Below are 15,482 nucleotides of genomic sequence, written 5' to 3'. Positions count from 1 at the left end.
CCATTAAATCTTTAAAACTTAATATTAAAATACAGGAGGTTTATAATGCGTAAACTAGTAAGTTGGTTTAGAGATATGAAGGTAGCAAAAAAACTATTAATTTCGTTTTTTGTTATATTAATTGCGGCAGTCTCTATTATTGGGGGCATGTCGTATCAAACAGCTAAAAAGAATTTTGAAACACAAATTATGAATAGCGCTCAGGATAATATACGAATATTAGATAATTTAATCAATCAAATGATTGATGCGCAATTCAACGATGTAAATAATTTTGCACGAGTGATTCATAGTGATATGTATCAAGGGGATAATCAGGACGAACTAAGAAAAATATTATCTCAATATATTAGTTTGAACAAAGATGTAGAACAAGTGTATGTTGCCGGAAACGATAAAAAATTTGTACAAGAACCAAAAATAAAAATGGTAACAGATTATGATCCAACAGAGAGTTCTTGGTATAAAGATGCAGTGAATAAGCAAGGTGGAATTGTTGTCACTGAACCATATAAGGCACAAGGAAATGGGCATATTGTCGTAACAATCGCAAAACAAACGGAAGATAAAAATGGTGTTGTTGCAGTAGATTTAAATTTAGATAATTTATTAAAAACAACAAAGTTAATCAATATTGGTAAAAAAGGCTATGCTTTCATTTTAGATGGGAAACAAAAAATAATTGCTCACCCTAAAGAAAAATTGGGTGACAAGGCCGATGATTCTTGGGCAAAGAAAATTTACGAAGATAACCATGGCACTTTTTCATACACTTATAACGGTAGTGAAAAGAAAATGGTATTTGCCACAAACTTAAAAACAGGTTGGAAAATTGCTGGGACGATGTACTCAAATGAAATAGTTGAGGCTGCTCAACCTGTATTTTATAATATGTTAATTGTAATGTTTATTTCATTAGTTGTAGGTGGAGTGCTTATTTATTTCGTGACAATTTCTATTACCAAACCTTTAAAACAATTAGTTGTCACTTCTAAAGAAATAAGCGAAGGGGACTTAACTCAAACGATTCAAATACATTCAAATGATGAAATTGGACAACTTGCGAAAGGTTTTAATGAGATGACTCATTCACTACGCACATTAATTGGAAGAATCAATACTTCAGCAGGGCATGTTGCAGCTGCATCTGAAGAGTTAACAGCAAGTGTGAGACAAGCGAGTGAAGCGACTGAACAAATTACATCAGCAATGGATGAAATATCAAGTGGTGCAACGACGCAAACAGCAAGCGTAGAAAATGGGGCTATGTTACTGTTTGATGTAACAGAAGGGATTCAGCATGTAGCAACTAGTTCATCATCTATTAATACTGCTTCCGCTCATACTCGTGAAAAAGCAGAAGATGGTGAAAAGTTAGTAGGAAAAACAGTGAATCAAATGCAGTCTATTGCAGAATCTGTTTCGCAATCAGATGCTGTTATTCAGTTATTGAATAACAAATCAAAGCAAATTGGTGATATTTTAGAAGTCATTCAAAATATTGCAGATCAGACAAATCTTCTAGCTTTAAATGCAGCAATTGAGGCTGCAAGAGCTGGTGAGCATGGAAGAGGCTTTGCAATTGTTGCTGATGAAGTACGAAAATTAGCAGAACAATCTAGTGTATCATCAAGTGAAATTAGTAAATTAATTTGTGAAATACAAGATGATATGAGTAAGACAGTAAAATCTATGAATAATGTAAATGAAGAAGTTCAATCTGGACTTGTTATTGCAAATGAAACAAAACAAAATTTCACTGAGATTTTACAATCTACAAATGAAATTGCTGATCAAATTAAAACGATGGTTGAAACGGCTAATGGAATGTCAAAAGGTGCAAATGAAGTATCTATTTCAGTTGGCCAAATTGCAATGACAGCACAAAATAACGCGACGAGTACACAAAGTGTTGCAGCGTCAGCTGAGGAGCAGTTAGCTTCCATGGAAGAAATTGGTTCTGCGGCTGGTACACTATCTCAAATGGCTGAAGAGTTACAAGTGTTAATTGAAAGATTTAAAGTATAAAAAGGGGAGGCTGTCTCAAAATAGCATTAGTGCTATTAGAGGCAGTCTTTTTAGCCGATAAACGGATTATTGTAGGCTTATATATAGGGAATATAAATGATTAGAGGTTCAATTTATTAAATATTTGTCGAAAAATAGAGGGATTTGTTAAGTGCGTGTATAATGAATATTGTATAGATTACATATAAAGGAGATTATTATGGGAGTGTATTGGGGAACGAAAAGACATTCTTGGCTTAGTTATGTCTCGTTTTGGTTAAGTATTTTATTCTTTGCTGTTTTTGTAATTGAAGTGTTTGTATTTAAAACACTTTCAAATAGTTCATTACAAATCGTTAAATATTTTTATTTTATATTTGTCCCATTAAATATCATTCTTAGCTTGAGATTATTATCTAAGAAGAATGAAAAGAAAATATTACCGGTTTTTAGTTTAATTGTATCGCTATTATTTGCCAGTTTAATTATAGTATTAGCATTAGCAGCCGCAGGAAAAGTCTTTTGAGGAGAGTGATATAAATCACTCTTCTTTTGTGTGAAATTTTTAGATTTATAAGCAGTGTGAAGGAAATAAGGAAAGTGGTAGGTTATCAGTAAAGGGACATACTAGTGAGTAGAGAAGGAATCAAAAATACTATATGTTTTGTATGTGCTTATAAAGCAAATGAATGCGGTAAGATTCGTGATATATGGTACAATAAACATAGATAGTGATAGAGATAAAGGGTATATAAAATACTCATCGTTTTTTAGTAAGAGAGGGGTTATCTTATGCTATACGAGGATTTGATGACATTATTCCAAGCTGCTCCGATAGAATTGGATAGAGGCGGCTGGAAATATATAATCCAGGAACAAAATGATAATTATGAAATTGTTGATGAAATGTTAAAAAAGCAAATGAATGTTGAATTGTATTTTAATGAATATGATGAGGTGAAAATCACTTTATATAAAGATGGAAGCCCTATTACTACAATGCAAAGAATTGCTATTTCAAAAGTTGAGTTAGATGAAGAGGAAGAAGGCATTCAATTCGTATTAGAACGTATGCCAAGTCGAATGATTCGTTTGCAATTAAAGCCGTATCTTGCAGTAGAAATGGGGCCGTATTGGGAAGTATGTGAAGAGTGTGAATGAACATGAAAAAGCATCCGTATAAGCGGATGCTTTTTCATGTTTTTTGAAGTTGTTTAAAAGCAATAATCGGTAGTAAAATGATGCTTACCCAACCGATAATTGGATATAGAATATGAAGCAATTGGCTATATCCGATGTAACTAAAGCAATAACTAATTAGTAATATGAAGTAAATAATGTTATGACTTTTCCATCCTGTAATGGATTGCATTTGTTTTGTCATTCCGAATATATTCCCAACTAATGTTGTGAACACTTCACCAAAAATGATAAGAACAAAGAAAAAGTGGAAAGTGGCATTAAATCTTCTTACAACTTCAGCCATTGGGATGTTGTATTGATAAAATTGTTCAACTGATAATATTGCTAAATGGCTACATAATAAAATGAAGCAGAGCCCTGCGCCTCCTAAAATACCACCCCATAAAATAGCTTTTCGGTCTTTTACTTCACTGGCTAATGGGACGAGAACACTTTGGGCGAGTGAAAGATTTAATGCAACATATGTAATCGGGCTAGTAATCCATTTCATATTCCAACTTTCTGTAGGAACGGTGTTAATAAGAGGAGTTGTACCATGAATAAAGGTTGTGATAGCGAGTCCAATAATAAAGATCATCATTATAGGTACGACAAGTGTATTTACTTCAAAAACACCTTGTAATCCCCGGCTCCCAATAATGAGACAGGCGATGACTGTGATGAAAATACCAAGTTGTCTCGGGAGGCGGAGTTGTTCTTCAAATACTGCCCCGGCTCCTGACAACATAACGCTTGTTACACCAAATAATACGAGTAATAGTAATGTGTTTACGACATTCCCAAATACATCCCCAAATAAATATTTGTTGAATTCTTGAGCTGAAAATGCCCCTATTTGTGATGAAAGTAACATCATCTTTGTACCGAGCCAAATAAAAAAAAATCCACTTATACATATGCCAATGGTTCCGTAAAATCCGTTCACTGTAAAAAATTCAACAATTTCTCGCCCAGTAGCAAATCCAGCTCCAACGACAGTTCCGATATAAGTAGCAGCGACTTTCTTTGCTACTTGCCATTGTTGATTGTCCATGTTATCCCTCTTTCTTCTATGATGAGCTTGACTTACTATTATGCATATGTGTGAGCTTGGACAATTAGACATATGAAGTAGTTGAAAGAATACATGAATTATATGATATTAGGGAAATATTAAGGTTGTTAAAACTTTGTTACATATAAGCTGTTCATTCAAACGAGTAGGAAATGTATGGTAAAATGTAATTAGGTTATTAAAAGATAATAATTATAAAAATGCTAAGAGGAGTGGATTGTATGAGTACGAAAACAAATGTTGTTGAAGTATTAAACAAGCAGGTAGCAAACTGGAATGTGTTATATGTGAAACTGCATAATTATCACTGGTATGTGACAGGACCACACTTCTTTACATTACATGAGAAATTTGAAGAGTTTTATAATGAAGCAGGGACTTACATTGATGAGTTAGCAGAACGTATTTTAGCGCTAGAAGGAAAACCTTTAGCGACAATGAAAGAATATCTAGCAACTTCTACTGTGAGTGAAGGGACAAGCAAAGAGTCTGCAGAAGAAATGGTACAAACTTTAGTAAATGATTTTTCTGCACTCATTCAAGAATTAAAAGAAGGTATGGAAGTAGCTGGTGAAGCTGGTGATGAAACATCGGCTGATATGCTATTAGCAATTCATACGACATTAGAACAACATGTGTGGATGTTAAGTGCATTCTTAAAATAAACATAAATGGATTAAAGAAAAACTCTATCGAAAAATTCTTTCAATAGAGTTTTTTATAATTTTTCAGTTTTCTTTTATGCTATAATATAGTAAAAAGGAGGCGATACGATGTTTCGCTTTTTCAGAACTGGAAAAGAAGATAGGGAAATTACGAAAGACGAATTAGAGCAAGCGATGGCTAAGTTTCTAGAAACGAACGCTAATATCGTTTATACAGTTTTAGTAAACGATGATTACACAGTAAATTATGATTTATTAAAGCCATATTTACCTGCATTTCCAACAAATTTTTTTCTGATAACGAAGGAAACGCTTGAGGTATTTGAGCATACAGAAGAAAATTTAAACCTAGTTAAAGAAATTGATATCGTACAAAAGGCCGTAGATCAATATGTAACAGAAAAAGAAATGTTCCCAATTGTTGAAGATAGCGAAGATCGTCTCATATGCGGAGTGAAGTTAGGACCATATTTAAATCGTATATTAAAAAGAAACTTATATATTTCAGAAAAGCATTATTTAGTTTCAAGTAAACCAGATAAGAAAAAAAAGAATAGTGGGCAGATGTTATGAGAACAACAATAATATATTGTTGTCTTTTTTTGTTTTTAAAATATTGATTTTTCAGTCTGTTTAATTTTATACTATAACTAGTGGATAGGAAGGAGTGGTGTATTATGCGTATACATACATTAATTATTAAATATCATTCTGAAAATCAGGTATTGTTAAGGTGAATTGTAGAATTTTACTACTTATACCGTGACCCAAGAATGATAGGATGATTGGAGAAAAAATATTATAAAAGGTTACGGGGGATTTCTATATGAAAAATAGTATGACTTATATTCAATTATTAAATGAAACGCTAGATTGTTATGCAAAAAAAGGAAGTTTTGAAGCATACACTTATATAATGGAGCATGCTAAAGGTGTAGTGGGTAATGAAGCACAAATATATAACTTTAAATATGCGCTAGCAAGTGCAGCAGGACTTGAAGATGAAGCGTTGCATTTAATGAAGAAAGCAATTATAGAAAATGGGTTTTGGTATGGAAGTGAGTATTTAATTTCCGATGATGATTTAAAACCATTACATAAATTTGAAGAGTTTCATAGAATGGTTCAATTATGTAAAGAAAGAGAAGAGTTAGCAAAGAAATTGGAACAAGCAGACGTGAAATATATATACAGTAAACAAAATGAAAATCTATTAATAACAATGCATGGTGATCAAGAAAATATAAAAATAGTAGAACCTTATTGGCATTCAGCTTTGGAACGAGATTATTTGTTAGTGTTTCCTCAATCGTCTCAAACTCAATTTTCAGATGGATATGTTTGGGATAATATCGAAAGAGGAAGAGAAGAGTTAAAAGGACATTACAATAAGATTATGTTGAGTAATACATTTGAAAACATTATCATTGGTGGATTTTCTGCTGGGGCAAGAGTAGCGCTACATTCCATGTTACAAGGTGAAATAGAAGTGAACGGTTTTATTTTTGTGGCACCGTGGCTCCCTGAAATGGAAGAATGGGAAGAAATGATTGGAATATTACATGATAAAAGCATAAAAGGATATATAATATGTGGGGATCAAGATGAAGATTGTTTCGAATGTACACAGCAATTTGTAAAGTTATTAAAAGATAAAAATATAGAACATAAGTATAAAGTGGTACCTAATTTAAATCATGATTATCCTGAGAATTTTGATGTGGTATTAAAAGAAGCTATTGAATATATAGGAAACAAAAACAATTGATTGGTAGTAAGAAAGGGAGATGCATCATATGTGATGCATCTCCTTTTCGTTATTATAAATTAAAAGCGTCTGCCAATAAGCGATAAGAGTTTAATTTATCTTCAAATTGATGAGTGATTGTGACAATCATAAACTCTTCAGCATTGTATGCTTTGCTTAAGTTTAATATTTGTTCTTTTACAGAAGACGGATCGCCGACGATCATACGTTGACGATTTTCTTTAATACGAAATAGGTCATAAGCACTATACGAATAATTTTGAGCGGTTTCGATAGACGGGGTTCCAGTAGTCCGTTTTCCTTGTTCTAATAATAAAATCGATAAATCAAGGCTTGATGCTATATTCTCCGCTTCTTCGTTTGTTTCTCCGCAAATAACAAAAATAGAGACGATTGATTTTGGTTTATCACCTAAATAGGAAGGTTGGAACTGTTCTTGATAAGCCTTCATTACTTCAGGTCCACCGTATCCGTTAATGAACTGTGCAAATGCAAAGGAAGCGCCTTGCTTTGCGGCAATCATTGCACTTTCCCCGCTAGAACCAAGCATCCACATTTCAGGAGATGTTGTGATAACTGGAGTAGCCTTTAAATTTGCATAATGATGGTTTTCTGGTACTTGATCATGTAAGTACATAGCAACATCTGCAATTTGTTCTGGATATTGATCAAGTGAGACCATTTTGCCTTCTTGAAGTGCGCGAGTTGCTATCGGCATACCACCAGGCGCTCTACCAACACCAAGGTCAATACGGTTTGGATAAAGTGCCTCTAACACGCGGAAATTCTCGGCAACTTTATATGGACTATAGTGTGGCAACATAACACCACCCGAGCCAACTCTAATACGATTCGTTTTTGCTGCAATATGTGAAATGAGTATTTCTGGACTTGAGCCTGCTAGGCTTACAGAATTATGGTGTTCGGATACCCAAAAACGTGTAAATCCTAGTTTTTCAACTTCTTGTGCAAGTGTTACTGTATGTGAAAAAGCTTCAGCTGCTGTACTGCCATCAGAAATAGGTGATTGGTCTAATACACTTAATTTGATCATAGAATATACCTCTCAATCTTAATGTACATTCTATTATATATTTACTTACGAAAAATGCGTAGTGAAATGCTCATACAAAAAAGAGGATGATAATATATCCACTTTTAACGAGAAAACCCACGTTCATAATGATTCATTTCGACTAAGTTTAATATATATTCGTAGTTATCAATCTCAAGTTTTATTTGTTCACGTTCTTTTTCAGATAATTTCATATTACTAAGTTTTTTGCAGAGTTGTTGTTTCTTTAATTCTAAATACTTTTTTGTAGCGTGGTAATCATAAGTATGTTTCATTTTTAACCACTCCTTCTTTACAGTTGCTATATTATACGGAGCGTGAAGAGATGTGAGAGCTATACCTTAAGTACTTTTAGTGAATATTCGACTTGCTATGGTGTTATGTTTGAGGGGATTTATGAATAAAATGCACTAAACCACTAATGCCCATAAAAGCTCGATTGGTTCAACTAATAATCAGTGGGTAGGAACAAACCCACTGATTATAGCTTCATTTTATGAAGTAAGGGGTGGAATTGTGCAGAAAGCTATAATGTTTAACAATGAGATGGATGAAACGTTAAAAGTTATAGATAAAGGATTGGAGAAGACGTCACGCCCGAAACAAATTATTGTAGTAGGGGCTGGTATGGCTGGATTAGTTTCGGCATCTTTATTAAAGGCTGCGGGACATGAAGTGAAGATTTTTGAAGCAAACAACCGGGTAGGTGGCCGTATAGAGACAGTTAGAATGGAAGATACCGGATTATATTTAGATGTTGGAGCAATGAGAATTCCGTATTCGCATACATTAACGATGGCATATATAAGAAAGTTTGGGCTACAGGTGAGCCCTTTTATTAATAGGAATGAGACAGATATTATCTACGTAAATGGTCGGAAAACGACATTAAAACAATACGAAAAAGATCCAAGTATTTTAAGATATCCTGTGGAAATGAATGAAGTTGGGAAAACGTCTGAGGAACTATTAATGTTAGCGGTACAGCCCATTATAAATTTTATAAAAAAGAACCCAGAGAAAAATTGGGATATTGTAGTAAAGGATTTTGGGAGATATTCTACAGGGCAATTTTTAAAGTATCATCCTTATCAATATAATACGTATTTTTCGCCAGTAACGATTGAGATGATAGGTGTTCTATTAGATTTAGAAGGTTTTTTAGAAAGGTCATTCGTTGAGACGTTACGTTTTTTATATATTATGCAAGAGGAGAGCGGATTTTGCGAAATAATAGGTGGGAATGATAGATTACCAAAGTCTTTTTTACCACAACTAGAAGAAAATATTATATATAATCAAAAATTAATGAAGCTTCATCAACAAGATAACGGTGTGACAGCTTTCTATCGGAACGAGGAAACTTTTGAATATAGTAGTATTACAGGGGACTTAGTTATTGTTACAATTCCTTTTTCAACAATGCGATTTGTAGAAGTAGATCCATTTGATTCTATATCTCATGCGAAGTGGAAAACAATTCGCGAATTGCATTATATGCCAGCTACAAAAATAGGAATTCAATTTAAAAGTCGTTTTTGGGAGGAACAAGGGCAATTAGGTGGGAGAATTATAACAGATCTTCCTATACGTTATGCGTATTATCCAAGTCATGGAATCGGTTCAAAAGGACCAGCCATTATGCTTGGGAGTTATACGTGGTCATACGATGCATTACTATGGGATGGTTTATCAAAAGGGGATCGTATCTATTACACATTACAAAATTTAGCAACAATATTAGGTGGTCAAGTATATGATGAGTTTATGTCTGGAATATCAAAGAGTTGGACATTAGATCCATATGCGCTTGGAGGGTTTGCACTATTTCAAGCTGGCCAAGAATCTGAATTACAGCCAGTCATTGTAAAACCTGAGGGAAGAATTTACTTTGCTGGTGATCATACAACGCTGTATCACGGATGGATTCAAGGTGCGATTGAATCCGGAGTTCGTGTGGCTGTAGAGGTAAATGATCAAAATGTGTAAAATTCAGAAATTTCTTTACTGTATAACTTGAGATGGATATTATTATATATAAAAGAAATATAGGGAGTGTTGAAAATGAATCCGTTATTATTCGATTTTCCTTCTGAATTTTATACTGAAAGGCTTTATATACGAATGCCAAAACCAGATGACGGTAAAGTTGTATATGACGCAATTCAAGCTTCAATACAAGAATTAAAACCTTGGATGGTCTTTGCACAAAAAGAGCAAACAGAGGAAGAAATAGAAGAGAGTATTAGAAAATCGCATATTCAATTTTTGCAGCGTGAGGATTTGAGATTACTAGTTTTTTTGAAAGAAACAGGTGAATTTGTTGCATCTGCCGGATTACATCGTATTAATTGGGATATACCTCAATTTGAAATCGGGTATTGGATTGATTCAAGGTTTAGTGGAAAGGGCTATATGGTAGAGGCTGCAAAAGGTATAACAGATTATGCTTTCACTGAATTGAAAGCAAACCGCGTAGAAATTCGATGCGATTCTTTAAATAAGAAGAGTAGAGCGATACCTGAGAAATTAGGATTTAAGTTAGAAGGTACGTTAGAAAGTGCGAGTGTTGCAGTAGATGGAAATGGATTAAGGGATATGTGTGTATTTGCCATGACTAGAAATACATATGAAAAAGAAGAGCTGTAAAGAAACAGCTCTTCTTTTTGAGTATTATGGTACAGGATGTCCATTAGAGCTTTCGAAAATTGTAAACCATTGTTGACGATCTAAATTAACTTTTGTAGCAAGCGCGGCTGTTTTAACACGATCTAATTTACCAGATCCAACGATTGGCATCATGTTAGCTGGGTGAGCAAGCAACCATGCATACATAACCGTATCGATGCTAGTAACATCTAGTTCAGTAGCAACTTTTTGTAAAGTTTCACGTACACGTATGGCACGTTCTGATTGACCAGTAAAGATTTCACCACCAGCAAGAGGTGACCAAATCATTGGATTGATTCGTTTTTCTTGGCATAAATCAATCGTACCTTTTTCAAAATGCTCAAGCTGCATCGCAGATACTTCAATTTGATTTGTAATGAGCGGGAAATCTAAATACGAACTTAACATATTAAATTGTGAAGGTAAGAAGTTAGATACACCGAAGTGACGAACTTTGCCTTCTTGCTTTAAGCGTGAGAATGCTTCTGCCACTTCAGTTGGATCCATAAATGGATCTGGGCGATGGATGAGCAATACATCAATATAATCTGTATGTAAGTTTTGTAATGAATCTTCCGCGCTCTTTATGATATGTTCAGCACTCGTATTGTAGTGAGCAACATATCGCTCTGGAAATTTAGGTGATGGGGGAGCGATTCCACATTTTGTGATAATTTGCATATTTTCGCGTAAGGAAGGCTTGAGTTGTAACGCTTCTCCAAACAATCCTTCACACGTATATCCGCCATAAATATCAGCGTGATCGAAAGTAGTAATCCCCATATCCATACAGTCTTCAATAAAAGAAAGTAACTCTTGCTTTGTCATATTCCATTCTGCTAAACGCCAAAAACCTTGAATAATACGAGAAAATTCTAGTGTTTCGGCCATTTGAACTCGTTCCACTATAAGTACCCCCTATATGAATGAATAATATTTTTGAAAAGGCTTTCTTTCTACGTATTATTATATAGTTACAGGGTCGTACATACAATAAATATGTTTTGCTACAAAAACGATTTTTTCTATATGCTATAATGTAGAAACATATAGCTATAAGGAGATGTACGAAATGATTCCAGTAACGATATTAACTGGTTTTCTTGGATCTGGGAAAACGACATTATTAAATCGTATTTTAACAGAAAATCATGGTAAAAAATTAGCAGTGATTGTAAATGAAATAGGGCAAATTGGTATTGATAATCAGCTGATTATGAATGTCGAAGAAGAGATTATGGAGATGACAAACGGTTGTTTATGTTGTACTGTACGTGAAGATTTACTCGTTGCTTTAAAACAATTATTGGATGTAAAAGCAGAAGGGAAAATGGATTTTGATGGTTTAGTAATTGAAACGACTGGCCTTGCAAATCCAGGTCCGATTATTCAAACATTCTTTTTAGATCCTGTTATTCAATCTGCATATCAAATTAACGGTGTTGTAACGGTAGTAGATAGTTACCATATACATAAGCATTTTGAAAAAGGACTAGAAGCAAAAGAGCAAATTGCATTTGCTGATGTTGTTTTAGTAAATAAATTAGACTTAATTGAAAAAAGTGAGAAAGAAAATCTCTTGCATGAACTACAAGGAATTAATCCGACTGCAAAGTTAATCGAGGCCACTAACTGTGATGTGGATATTCCATCATTACTACAAATACAAACGTTTAAAACGAAAGATACGTTACAAATTTACCCTCATAAAGAACATAACCATCTAGAAGGTGTAAAATCATTTGTATTACGTGAAGAACGTCCGTTAGATTTACAAAAATTGAATGAGTGGATGTCAGCTGTCGTTCAAGAGCTAGGGGAGTATTTATATCGTTACAAAGGAATTTTATCTATTGATGGAGTAGATAAACGTATCGTTTTCCAAGGTGTGCATACACTGTTTGCTGCATCATATGATAGAGAGTGGCAAGAGGGCGAAGAACGAGTAAGTGAAGTCGTGTTTATCGGAAAAGATATTAATAAAGAATGGTTCCAAGAACATTTCGAGGAGTGTGTGAAATAAGCCTGCGTAATTGCAGGTTTATTTTTTTATACTTTGGAGAACTTCATTGAAAGAATATTAGATTGTAAAAATGGAGTATATAAGAGGAAGAAACTAAAAATAGAAATAACATTGATAAATGTATAATAAAAAGCCTGTTTTCACAGGCTTGTATTTTCATCTATTAGTAATTCCATTACAACACCTACAACTGGGCCTTCATCATCAATATCACCATTTAAACGGAAGCCAAATGACTCATATAGTCCCATTGCGAGTTTGTTGTCAGGATGTAAACTTAAATAAATTATTTTGCATTCAAATTTTTTTTGTAAGAATTGAATGAGTATGCGAAGGAAACGTTTTGCGTATCCTTTTCCTTGATATTGCTCGTCAATCATAAAGCGATCTAACCAGACACTTTTACGTTTTTCCCAATACCATCCATACATTGCATACCCTACAAGTGTTTCTCCATCATATAAACCTACTGACGTTCCGTTTCCTTCAAATAATGATTCTGCTAAAGAAAACGCATTGCTTTCAATAAATTGCTGCTGGTCTTTTGCGACGTTTAAAGCAGCTACTGAACGCCAATTTTTTGCTGTTACTTCACTAATGTGAAGAGTCATAATTCCAACTCACCTTCTAAATTAATATAGCTTAAAAGCTAATATGGATAATTTTACTTGTTATTTTGGTCAAGTCAAGTGAGAACAAACAAAAAAGAAGCTGAATGGCATATTCAGCTTCTTTTAAAGTGAAACTTTAATGAGTGGGGGTTTTGTTCATCCCCCACTCATTATCAGTCCGCATCAATCGGGCGTTTACTGCCCGCTAATACGGGATAAAAAAGTTGATTAGTTAGTAGCTTCTTTCAATGTATTCACGTTTTCTTCCATTAAAGTAAAGTAATCTTTATTGTTCTTAGCATCATCTTCAGAAATAGTAGCAAGGTGATTTAAACGTAAAATTTTTGTGCCAGTTTCTTGTTGAATCACTGATGCTACTTTTGGAGTGGAGAATGTTTCAAATAAAATATATTTTAGACCGTGCTCTTTTACTGTTTTTGTAATGTCAGCCAGCTGTTTTTGAGATGGTTCATCAGATGCTGAAATTCCAGCGATTGGGATTTGTTTTAGACCGTATCGTTGTTCCCAGTAGCCATAAGCTGCGTGTGAAACTAATATTTCTTTCGTTTTTGCATTTGCAACGACAGCTTTAAATTGATCATCTAAATCAGTAAATTTTGTTTGTAGTGCTGCAAAGTTTTTTTCGAACTCTTTTTTATGTTCAGGCTGTAATTCTACAAGTGCATTTTTAATTTTTTCTGCTTGTTTCATCGCAAGAGTAGGATCTATCCAAACGTGTGGGTCTTTATCATGATGATGTTCATCTTCTTTATGACCGTCTCCATGATCGTGCTGCTCTTCTTCAGATGAAGCACGAAGTTCGATATCTTTAGATGCATTTACAATTTTTACGTTTTCTTTTTTTAATGATTTTTCCATTTTTTCGGCAAATGGTTCTAATTCTGCGCCGTTATAAACAAATAAATCGGCTTTCGCAACTTGTACAGTCTGCTTTTGACTTGGTTCAAATGTATGAGAATCCGCACCAGGTGGGTAAATTGTTTCTACATTTACATAATCACCACCGATTTTTTTTGCAAAGTCAGCGAGTGGGAAAATGGTTGTATAAACAGAAAGTTTCCCATCTTTTTTCGCTACACCTTCTTTGTTGTTAGAACATCCAGCAAAGATGAGTGTGAAAATAAGTATAAATGAAAATAGAGCTAATTTTTTAGGCATATAATTCTCCTCTTTTCTTTTTTACAATTATATTTTCTCCAAATATTAGAAGAAAATATCGTTTTAATGCAAAACGGAATAATTACGTTTTAGTTCGCGAACCTAGTATAATACATCTTTATGAAAGTTGCAATAAATAATAATCATTACGATTTGATTTTGTTATAAATTTGTCAAAAAGAAAGGTATTAATTTTTATTATTAGTGCATATGTGACAATGTTACTTTCATATATTGGGAGGGAGCAGAAAAAAGGGGATGAGTGCTTGGGTTACTTCATGGAGGCCATCTTATTAATACTTGCGGTTGTTTTGCCATTATCTTTTGTTTTAATTTTTTTAAGGAGATTAATAAGTAATTTAGGAGATGCTACAACAATAACGAAATTACCAATGGAAGAAAAAGAAAAGAAAAAAGAGTAAGTAAAGCACTATGCGTACGCATAGTGCTTTACTTATGGTAAAATGGGAGAATGGAAACTCCTGTTAGCGACGAATAGCTATAGGGGAGAATAGTAAATAAAGAGGTATACACATATATGAATAAGCGAACAGCGTTAGTACTTGGTGCAAGTGGGTTAGTTGGACAAGAAATAACGCGACTATTACTTGACTCAGATTACTACGATTCGGTTACTATTTTTGTAAGGGAACCATTACAATTACAACATGAGAAATTACAGCAGAAACAGGTGGATTTTTCAGTGTTAGAGGAATATAAAGAATTTTTTGCAGTAGATGATGTATTCAGTTGTTTAGGGACAACGATAAAAAAAGCGAAGTCGAAGGCGAATTTTAAAAAAGTAGATTATGAATATACATTGCGAGCTGCTTGCTTAGCTGAAAAACAGGGCGTGCAAAATTTTCTTGTTATCTCATCAATGGGAGCGAAACCTAAATCATTCTTCTTTTACTCGCAAGTGAAGGGAAGGATGGAAGAGGAGCTGAAAAAGCTAGTTATTGGTGGCATACACATTTTTAGGCCTTCATTATTAGTAGGAAATCGACAAGAATATCGTTTTGGAGAAAGAATGGCTGAGAAATTATCTCGTATTCTTCCGTTTATATTTAAAGGAGCTTTTAAAAAGTACAAACCAATTTCAGCTAAAGATGTGGCGAAAGGAATGTATATAACGGCGCTACGAGAGGAATCGGGTATCCATATTTATAATTCAAATGAAATTACAACTATAGAATAAATAAAACCGAGAAGAATGACTTCTCGGTT

Annotated in this window: 17 protein-coding genes; 11 read left to right on the top strand and 6 right to left on the bottom strand. The window is 33.9% G+C overall.

The features are described 5' to 3' along the window. The first annotated feature begins 45 nt into the window (after positions 1-45). From Q3V31_RS01415 to Q3V31_RS01405, 3 genes are all read left to right on the top strand, one after another. Positions 46-2,028: a methyl-accepting chemotaxis protein gene (locus tag Q3V31_RS01415; RefSeq protein ID WP_001230214.1), complete on the top strand. Its 1,983-nt coding sequence runs from the start codon at positions 46-48 to the stop codon at positions 2,026-2,028. Between the two features lie 199 nt (positions 2,029-2,227). Next, positions 2,228-2,533 carry a hypothetical protein gene (locus tag Q3V31_RS01410; RefSeq protein ID WP_000539563.1) on the top strand — a complete coding sequence of 102 codons (306 nt, stop codon included), beginning with the start codon at positions 2,228-2,230 and terminating at the stop codon, positions 2,531-2,533. 266 nt (positions 2,534-2,799) lie between these two features. After that, on the top strand, positions 2,800-3,168 hold the full coding sequence (locus Q3V31_RS01405; RefSeq protein WP_016129214.1) for a DUF3979 family protein: 369 nt from the start codon (positions 2,800-2,802) through the stop codon (positions 3,166-3,168). 34 nt (positions 3,169-3,202) lie between these two features. Here the strand turns inward: Q3V31_RS01405 and Q3V31_RS01400 are convergent, their stop codons facing one another. Continuing rightward, positions 3,203-4,243, bottom strand: a complete 1,041-nt coding sequence (locus tag Q3V31_RS01400) for a YkvI family membrane protein (RefSeq protein ID WP_002075563.1) — start codon at positions 4,241-4,243, stop codon at positions 3,203-3,205. A 242-nt stretch (positions 4,244-4,485) separates the two neighbouring features. On the opposite strand from Q3V31_RS01400, the gene Q3V31_RS01395 reads away from it, so the two are divergent. From Q3V31_RS01395 to Q3V31_RS01385, 3 genes are all read left to right on the top strand, one after another. Further along, complete coding sequence (locus Q3V31_RS01395) at positions 4,486-4,929, top strand: Dps family protein (RefSeq protein ID WP_000105200.1); 444 nt, start codon at positions 4,486-4,488, stop codon at positions 4,927-4,929. A gap of 108 nt (positions 4,930-5,037) precedes the next feature. After that, positions 5,038-5,502: a DUF3939 domain-containing protein gene (locus Q3V31_RS01390; RefSeq protein ID WP_000488199.1), complete on the top strand. Its 465-nt coding sequence runs from the start codon at positions 5,038-5,040 to the stop codon at positions 5,500-5,502. Between the two features lie 253 nt (positions 5,503-5,755). Further along, positions 5,756-6,697, top strand: coding sequence for an alpha/beta hydrolase (locus tag Q3V31_RS01385; RefSeq protein ID WP_090813198.1), 942 nt, complete (start codon positions 5,756-5,758; stop codon positions 6,695-6,697). 52 nt (positions 6,698-6,749) lie between these two features. Here the strand turns inward: Q3V31_RS01385 and Q3V31_RS01380 are convergent, their stop codons facing one another. Together Q3V31_RS01380 and Q3V31_RS01375 are read right to left on the bottom strand one after the other, a co-directional pair. Then, a complete protein-coding gene (locus Q3V31_RS01380) occupies positions 6,750-7,751 on the bottom strand; it encodes an LLM class flavin-dependent oxidoreductase (RefSeq protein WP_090813199.1) in 1,002 nt (333 codons plus the stop codon). Positions 7,752-7,855: 104 nt separating this feature from the next. Then, the gene (locus Q3V31_RS01375) at positions 7,856-8,047 is read right to left on the bottom strand and encodes a DUF3896 family protein (protein ID WP_000683371.1); all 192 of its coding nucleotides are present in this window, start codon (positions 8,045-8,047) and stop codon (positions 7,856-7,858) included. A gap of 241 nt (positions 8,048-8,288) precedes the next feature. Here Q3V31_RS01375 and Q3V31_RS01370 point away from each other — a divergent pair, with 241 nt between their 5' ends. Beyond that, a complete protein-coding gene (locus Q3V31_RS01370; RefSeq protein ID WP_001167902.1) occupies positions 8,289-9,761 on the top strand; it encodes a flavin monoamine oxidase family protein in 1,473 nt (490 codons plus the stop codon). Positions 9,762-9,836: 75 nt separating this feature from the next. Further along, positions 9,837-10,421, top strand: a complete 585-nt coding sequence (locus Q3V31_RS01365; protein WP_001068769.1) for a GNAT family N-acetyltransferase — start codon at positions 9,837-9,839, stop codon at positions 10,419-10,421. Positions 10,422-10,445: 24 nt separating this feature from the next. Here the strand turns inward: Q3V31_RS01365 and Q3V31_RS01360 are convergent, their stop codons facing one another. After that, positions 10,446-11,348 carry an aldo/keto reductase gene (locus tag Q3V31_RS01360; protein ID WP_000442789.1) on the bottom strand — a complete coding sequence of 301 codons (903 nt, stop codon included), beginning with the start codon at positions 11,346-11,348 and terminating at the stop codon, positions 10,446-10,448. Positions 11,349-11,514: 166 nt separating this feature from the next. Between Q3V31_RS01360 and Q3V31_RS01355 the strand changes: the two genes are divergently transcribed. After that, entirely contained in the window at positions 11,515-12,465 is a 951-nt protein-coding gene (locus Q3V31_RS01355; RefSeq protein ID WP_000613453.1) for a CobW family GTP-binding protein, read from the top strand. A gap of 140 nt (positions 12,466-12,605) precedes the next feature. On the opposite strand, the gene Q3V31_RS01350 is transcribed toward Q3V31_RS01355, so the two are convergent. Both Q3V31_RS01350 and Q3V31_RS01345 read right to left on the bottom strand, forming a co-directional pair. Beyond that, complete coding sequence (locus tag Q3V31_RS01350) at positions 12,606-13,076, bottom strand: GNAT family N-acetyltransferase (RefSeq protein WP_090813200.1); 471 nt, start codon at positions 13,074-13,076, stop codon at positions 12,606-12,608. A 228-nt stretch (positions 13,077-13,304) separates the two neighbouring features. After that, positions 13,305-14,255 (bottom strand): metal ABC transporter substrate-binding protein, encoded by a 951-nt coding sequence (locus Q3V31_RS01345; RefSeq protein WP_001124864.1) that lies wholly within the window; start codon positions 14,253-14,255, stop codon positions 13,305-13,307. A 266-nt stretch (positions 14,256-14,521) separates the two neighbouring features. Here Q3V31_RS01345 and Q3V31_RS01340 point away from each other — a divergent pair, with 266 nt between their 5' ends. Both Q3V31_RS01340 and Q3V31_RS01335 read left to right on the top strand, forming a co-directional pair. Beyond that, entirely contained in the window at positions 14,522-14,677 is a 156-nt protein-coding gene (locus tag Q3V31_RS01340) for a hypothetical protein (protein ID WP_000540342.1), read from the top strand. Between the two features lie 116 nt (positions 14,678-14,793). Then, on the top strand, positions 14,794-15,453 hold the full coding sequence (locus tag Q3V31_RS01335) for an oxidoreductase (RefSeq protein WP_001042741.1): 660 nt from the start codon (positions 14,794-14,796) through the stop codon (positions 15,451-15,453). Positions 15,454-15,482 lie beyond the last annotated feature (29 nt).

The sequence above is a fragment of the Bacillus nitratireducens genome, assembly GCF_036320425.1.
GTDB lineage: Bacteria > Bacillota > Bacilli > Bacillales > Bacillaceae_G > Bacillus_A > Bacillus_A nitratireducens.
Note: the sequence above shows the minus strand (reverse complement) of the source record. Positions and strands in the feature narration are given on the sequence as shown.

Excerpts from the sequence above, each read along its gene's own strand:
- Q3V31_RS01415 (WP_001230214.1), top strand. The coding sequence starts at position 46 with ATGCGTAAACTAGTAAGTTGGTTTAGAGATATGAAGGTAGCAAAAAAA.
- Q3V31_RS01410 (WP_000539563.1), top strand. The coding sequence starts at position 2,228 with ATGGGAGTGTATTGGGGAACGAAAAGACATTCTTGGCTTAGTTATGTC.
- Q3V31_RS01405 (WP_016129214.1), top strand. The coding sequence starts at position 2,800 with ATGCTATACGAGGATTTGATGACATTATTCCAAGCTGCTCCGATAGAA.
- Q3V31_RS01400 (WP_002075563.1), bottom strand. The coding sequence starts at position 4,243 with ATGGACAATCAACAATGGCAAGTAGCAAAGAAAGTCGCTGCTACTTAT.
- Q3V31_RS01395 (WP_000105200.1), top strand. The coding sequence starts at position 4,486 with ATGAGTACGAAAACAAATGTTGTTGAAGTATTAAACAAGCAGGTAGCA.
- Q3V31_RS01390 (WP_000488199.1), top strand. The coding sequence starts at position 5,038 with ATGTTTCGCTTTTTCAGAACTGGAAAAGAAGATAGGGAAATTACGAAA.
- Q3V31_RS01385 (WP_090813198.1), top strand. The coding sequence starts at position 5,756 with ATGAAAAATAGTATGACTTATATTCAATTATTAAATGAAACGCTAGAT.
- Q3V31_RS01380 (WP_090813199.1), bottom strand. The coding sequence starts at position 7,751 with ATGATCAAATTAAGTGTATTAGACCAATCACCTATTTCTGATGGCAGT.
- Q3V31_RS01375 (WP_000683371.1), bottom strand. The coding sequence starts at position 8,047 with ATGAAACATACTTATGATTACCACGCTACAAAAAAGTATTTAGAATTA.
- Q3V31_RS01365 (WP_001068769.1), top strand. The coding sequence starts at position 9,837 with ATGAATCCGTTATTATTCGATTTTCCTTCTGAATTTTATACTGAAAGG.
- Q3V31_RS01355 (WP_000613453.1), top strand. The coding sequence starts at position 11,515 with ATGATTCCAGTAACGATATTAACTGGTTTTCTTGGATCTGGGAAAACG.
- Q3V31_RS01350 (WP_090813200.1), bottom strand. The coding sequence starts at position 13,076 with ATGACTCTTCACATTAGTGAAGTAACAGCAAAAAATTGGCGTTCAGTA.
- Q3V31_RS01345 (WP_001124864.1), bottom strand. The coding sequence starts at position 14,255 with ATGCCTAAAAAATTAGCTCTATTTTCATTTATACTTATTTTCACACTC.
- Q3V31_RS01335 (WP_001042741.1), top strand. The coding sequence starts at position 14,794 with ATGAATAAGCGAACAGCGTTAGTACTTGGTGCAAGTGGGTTAGTTGGA.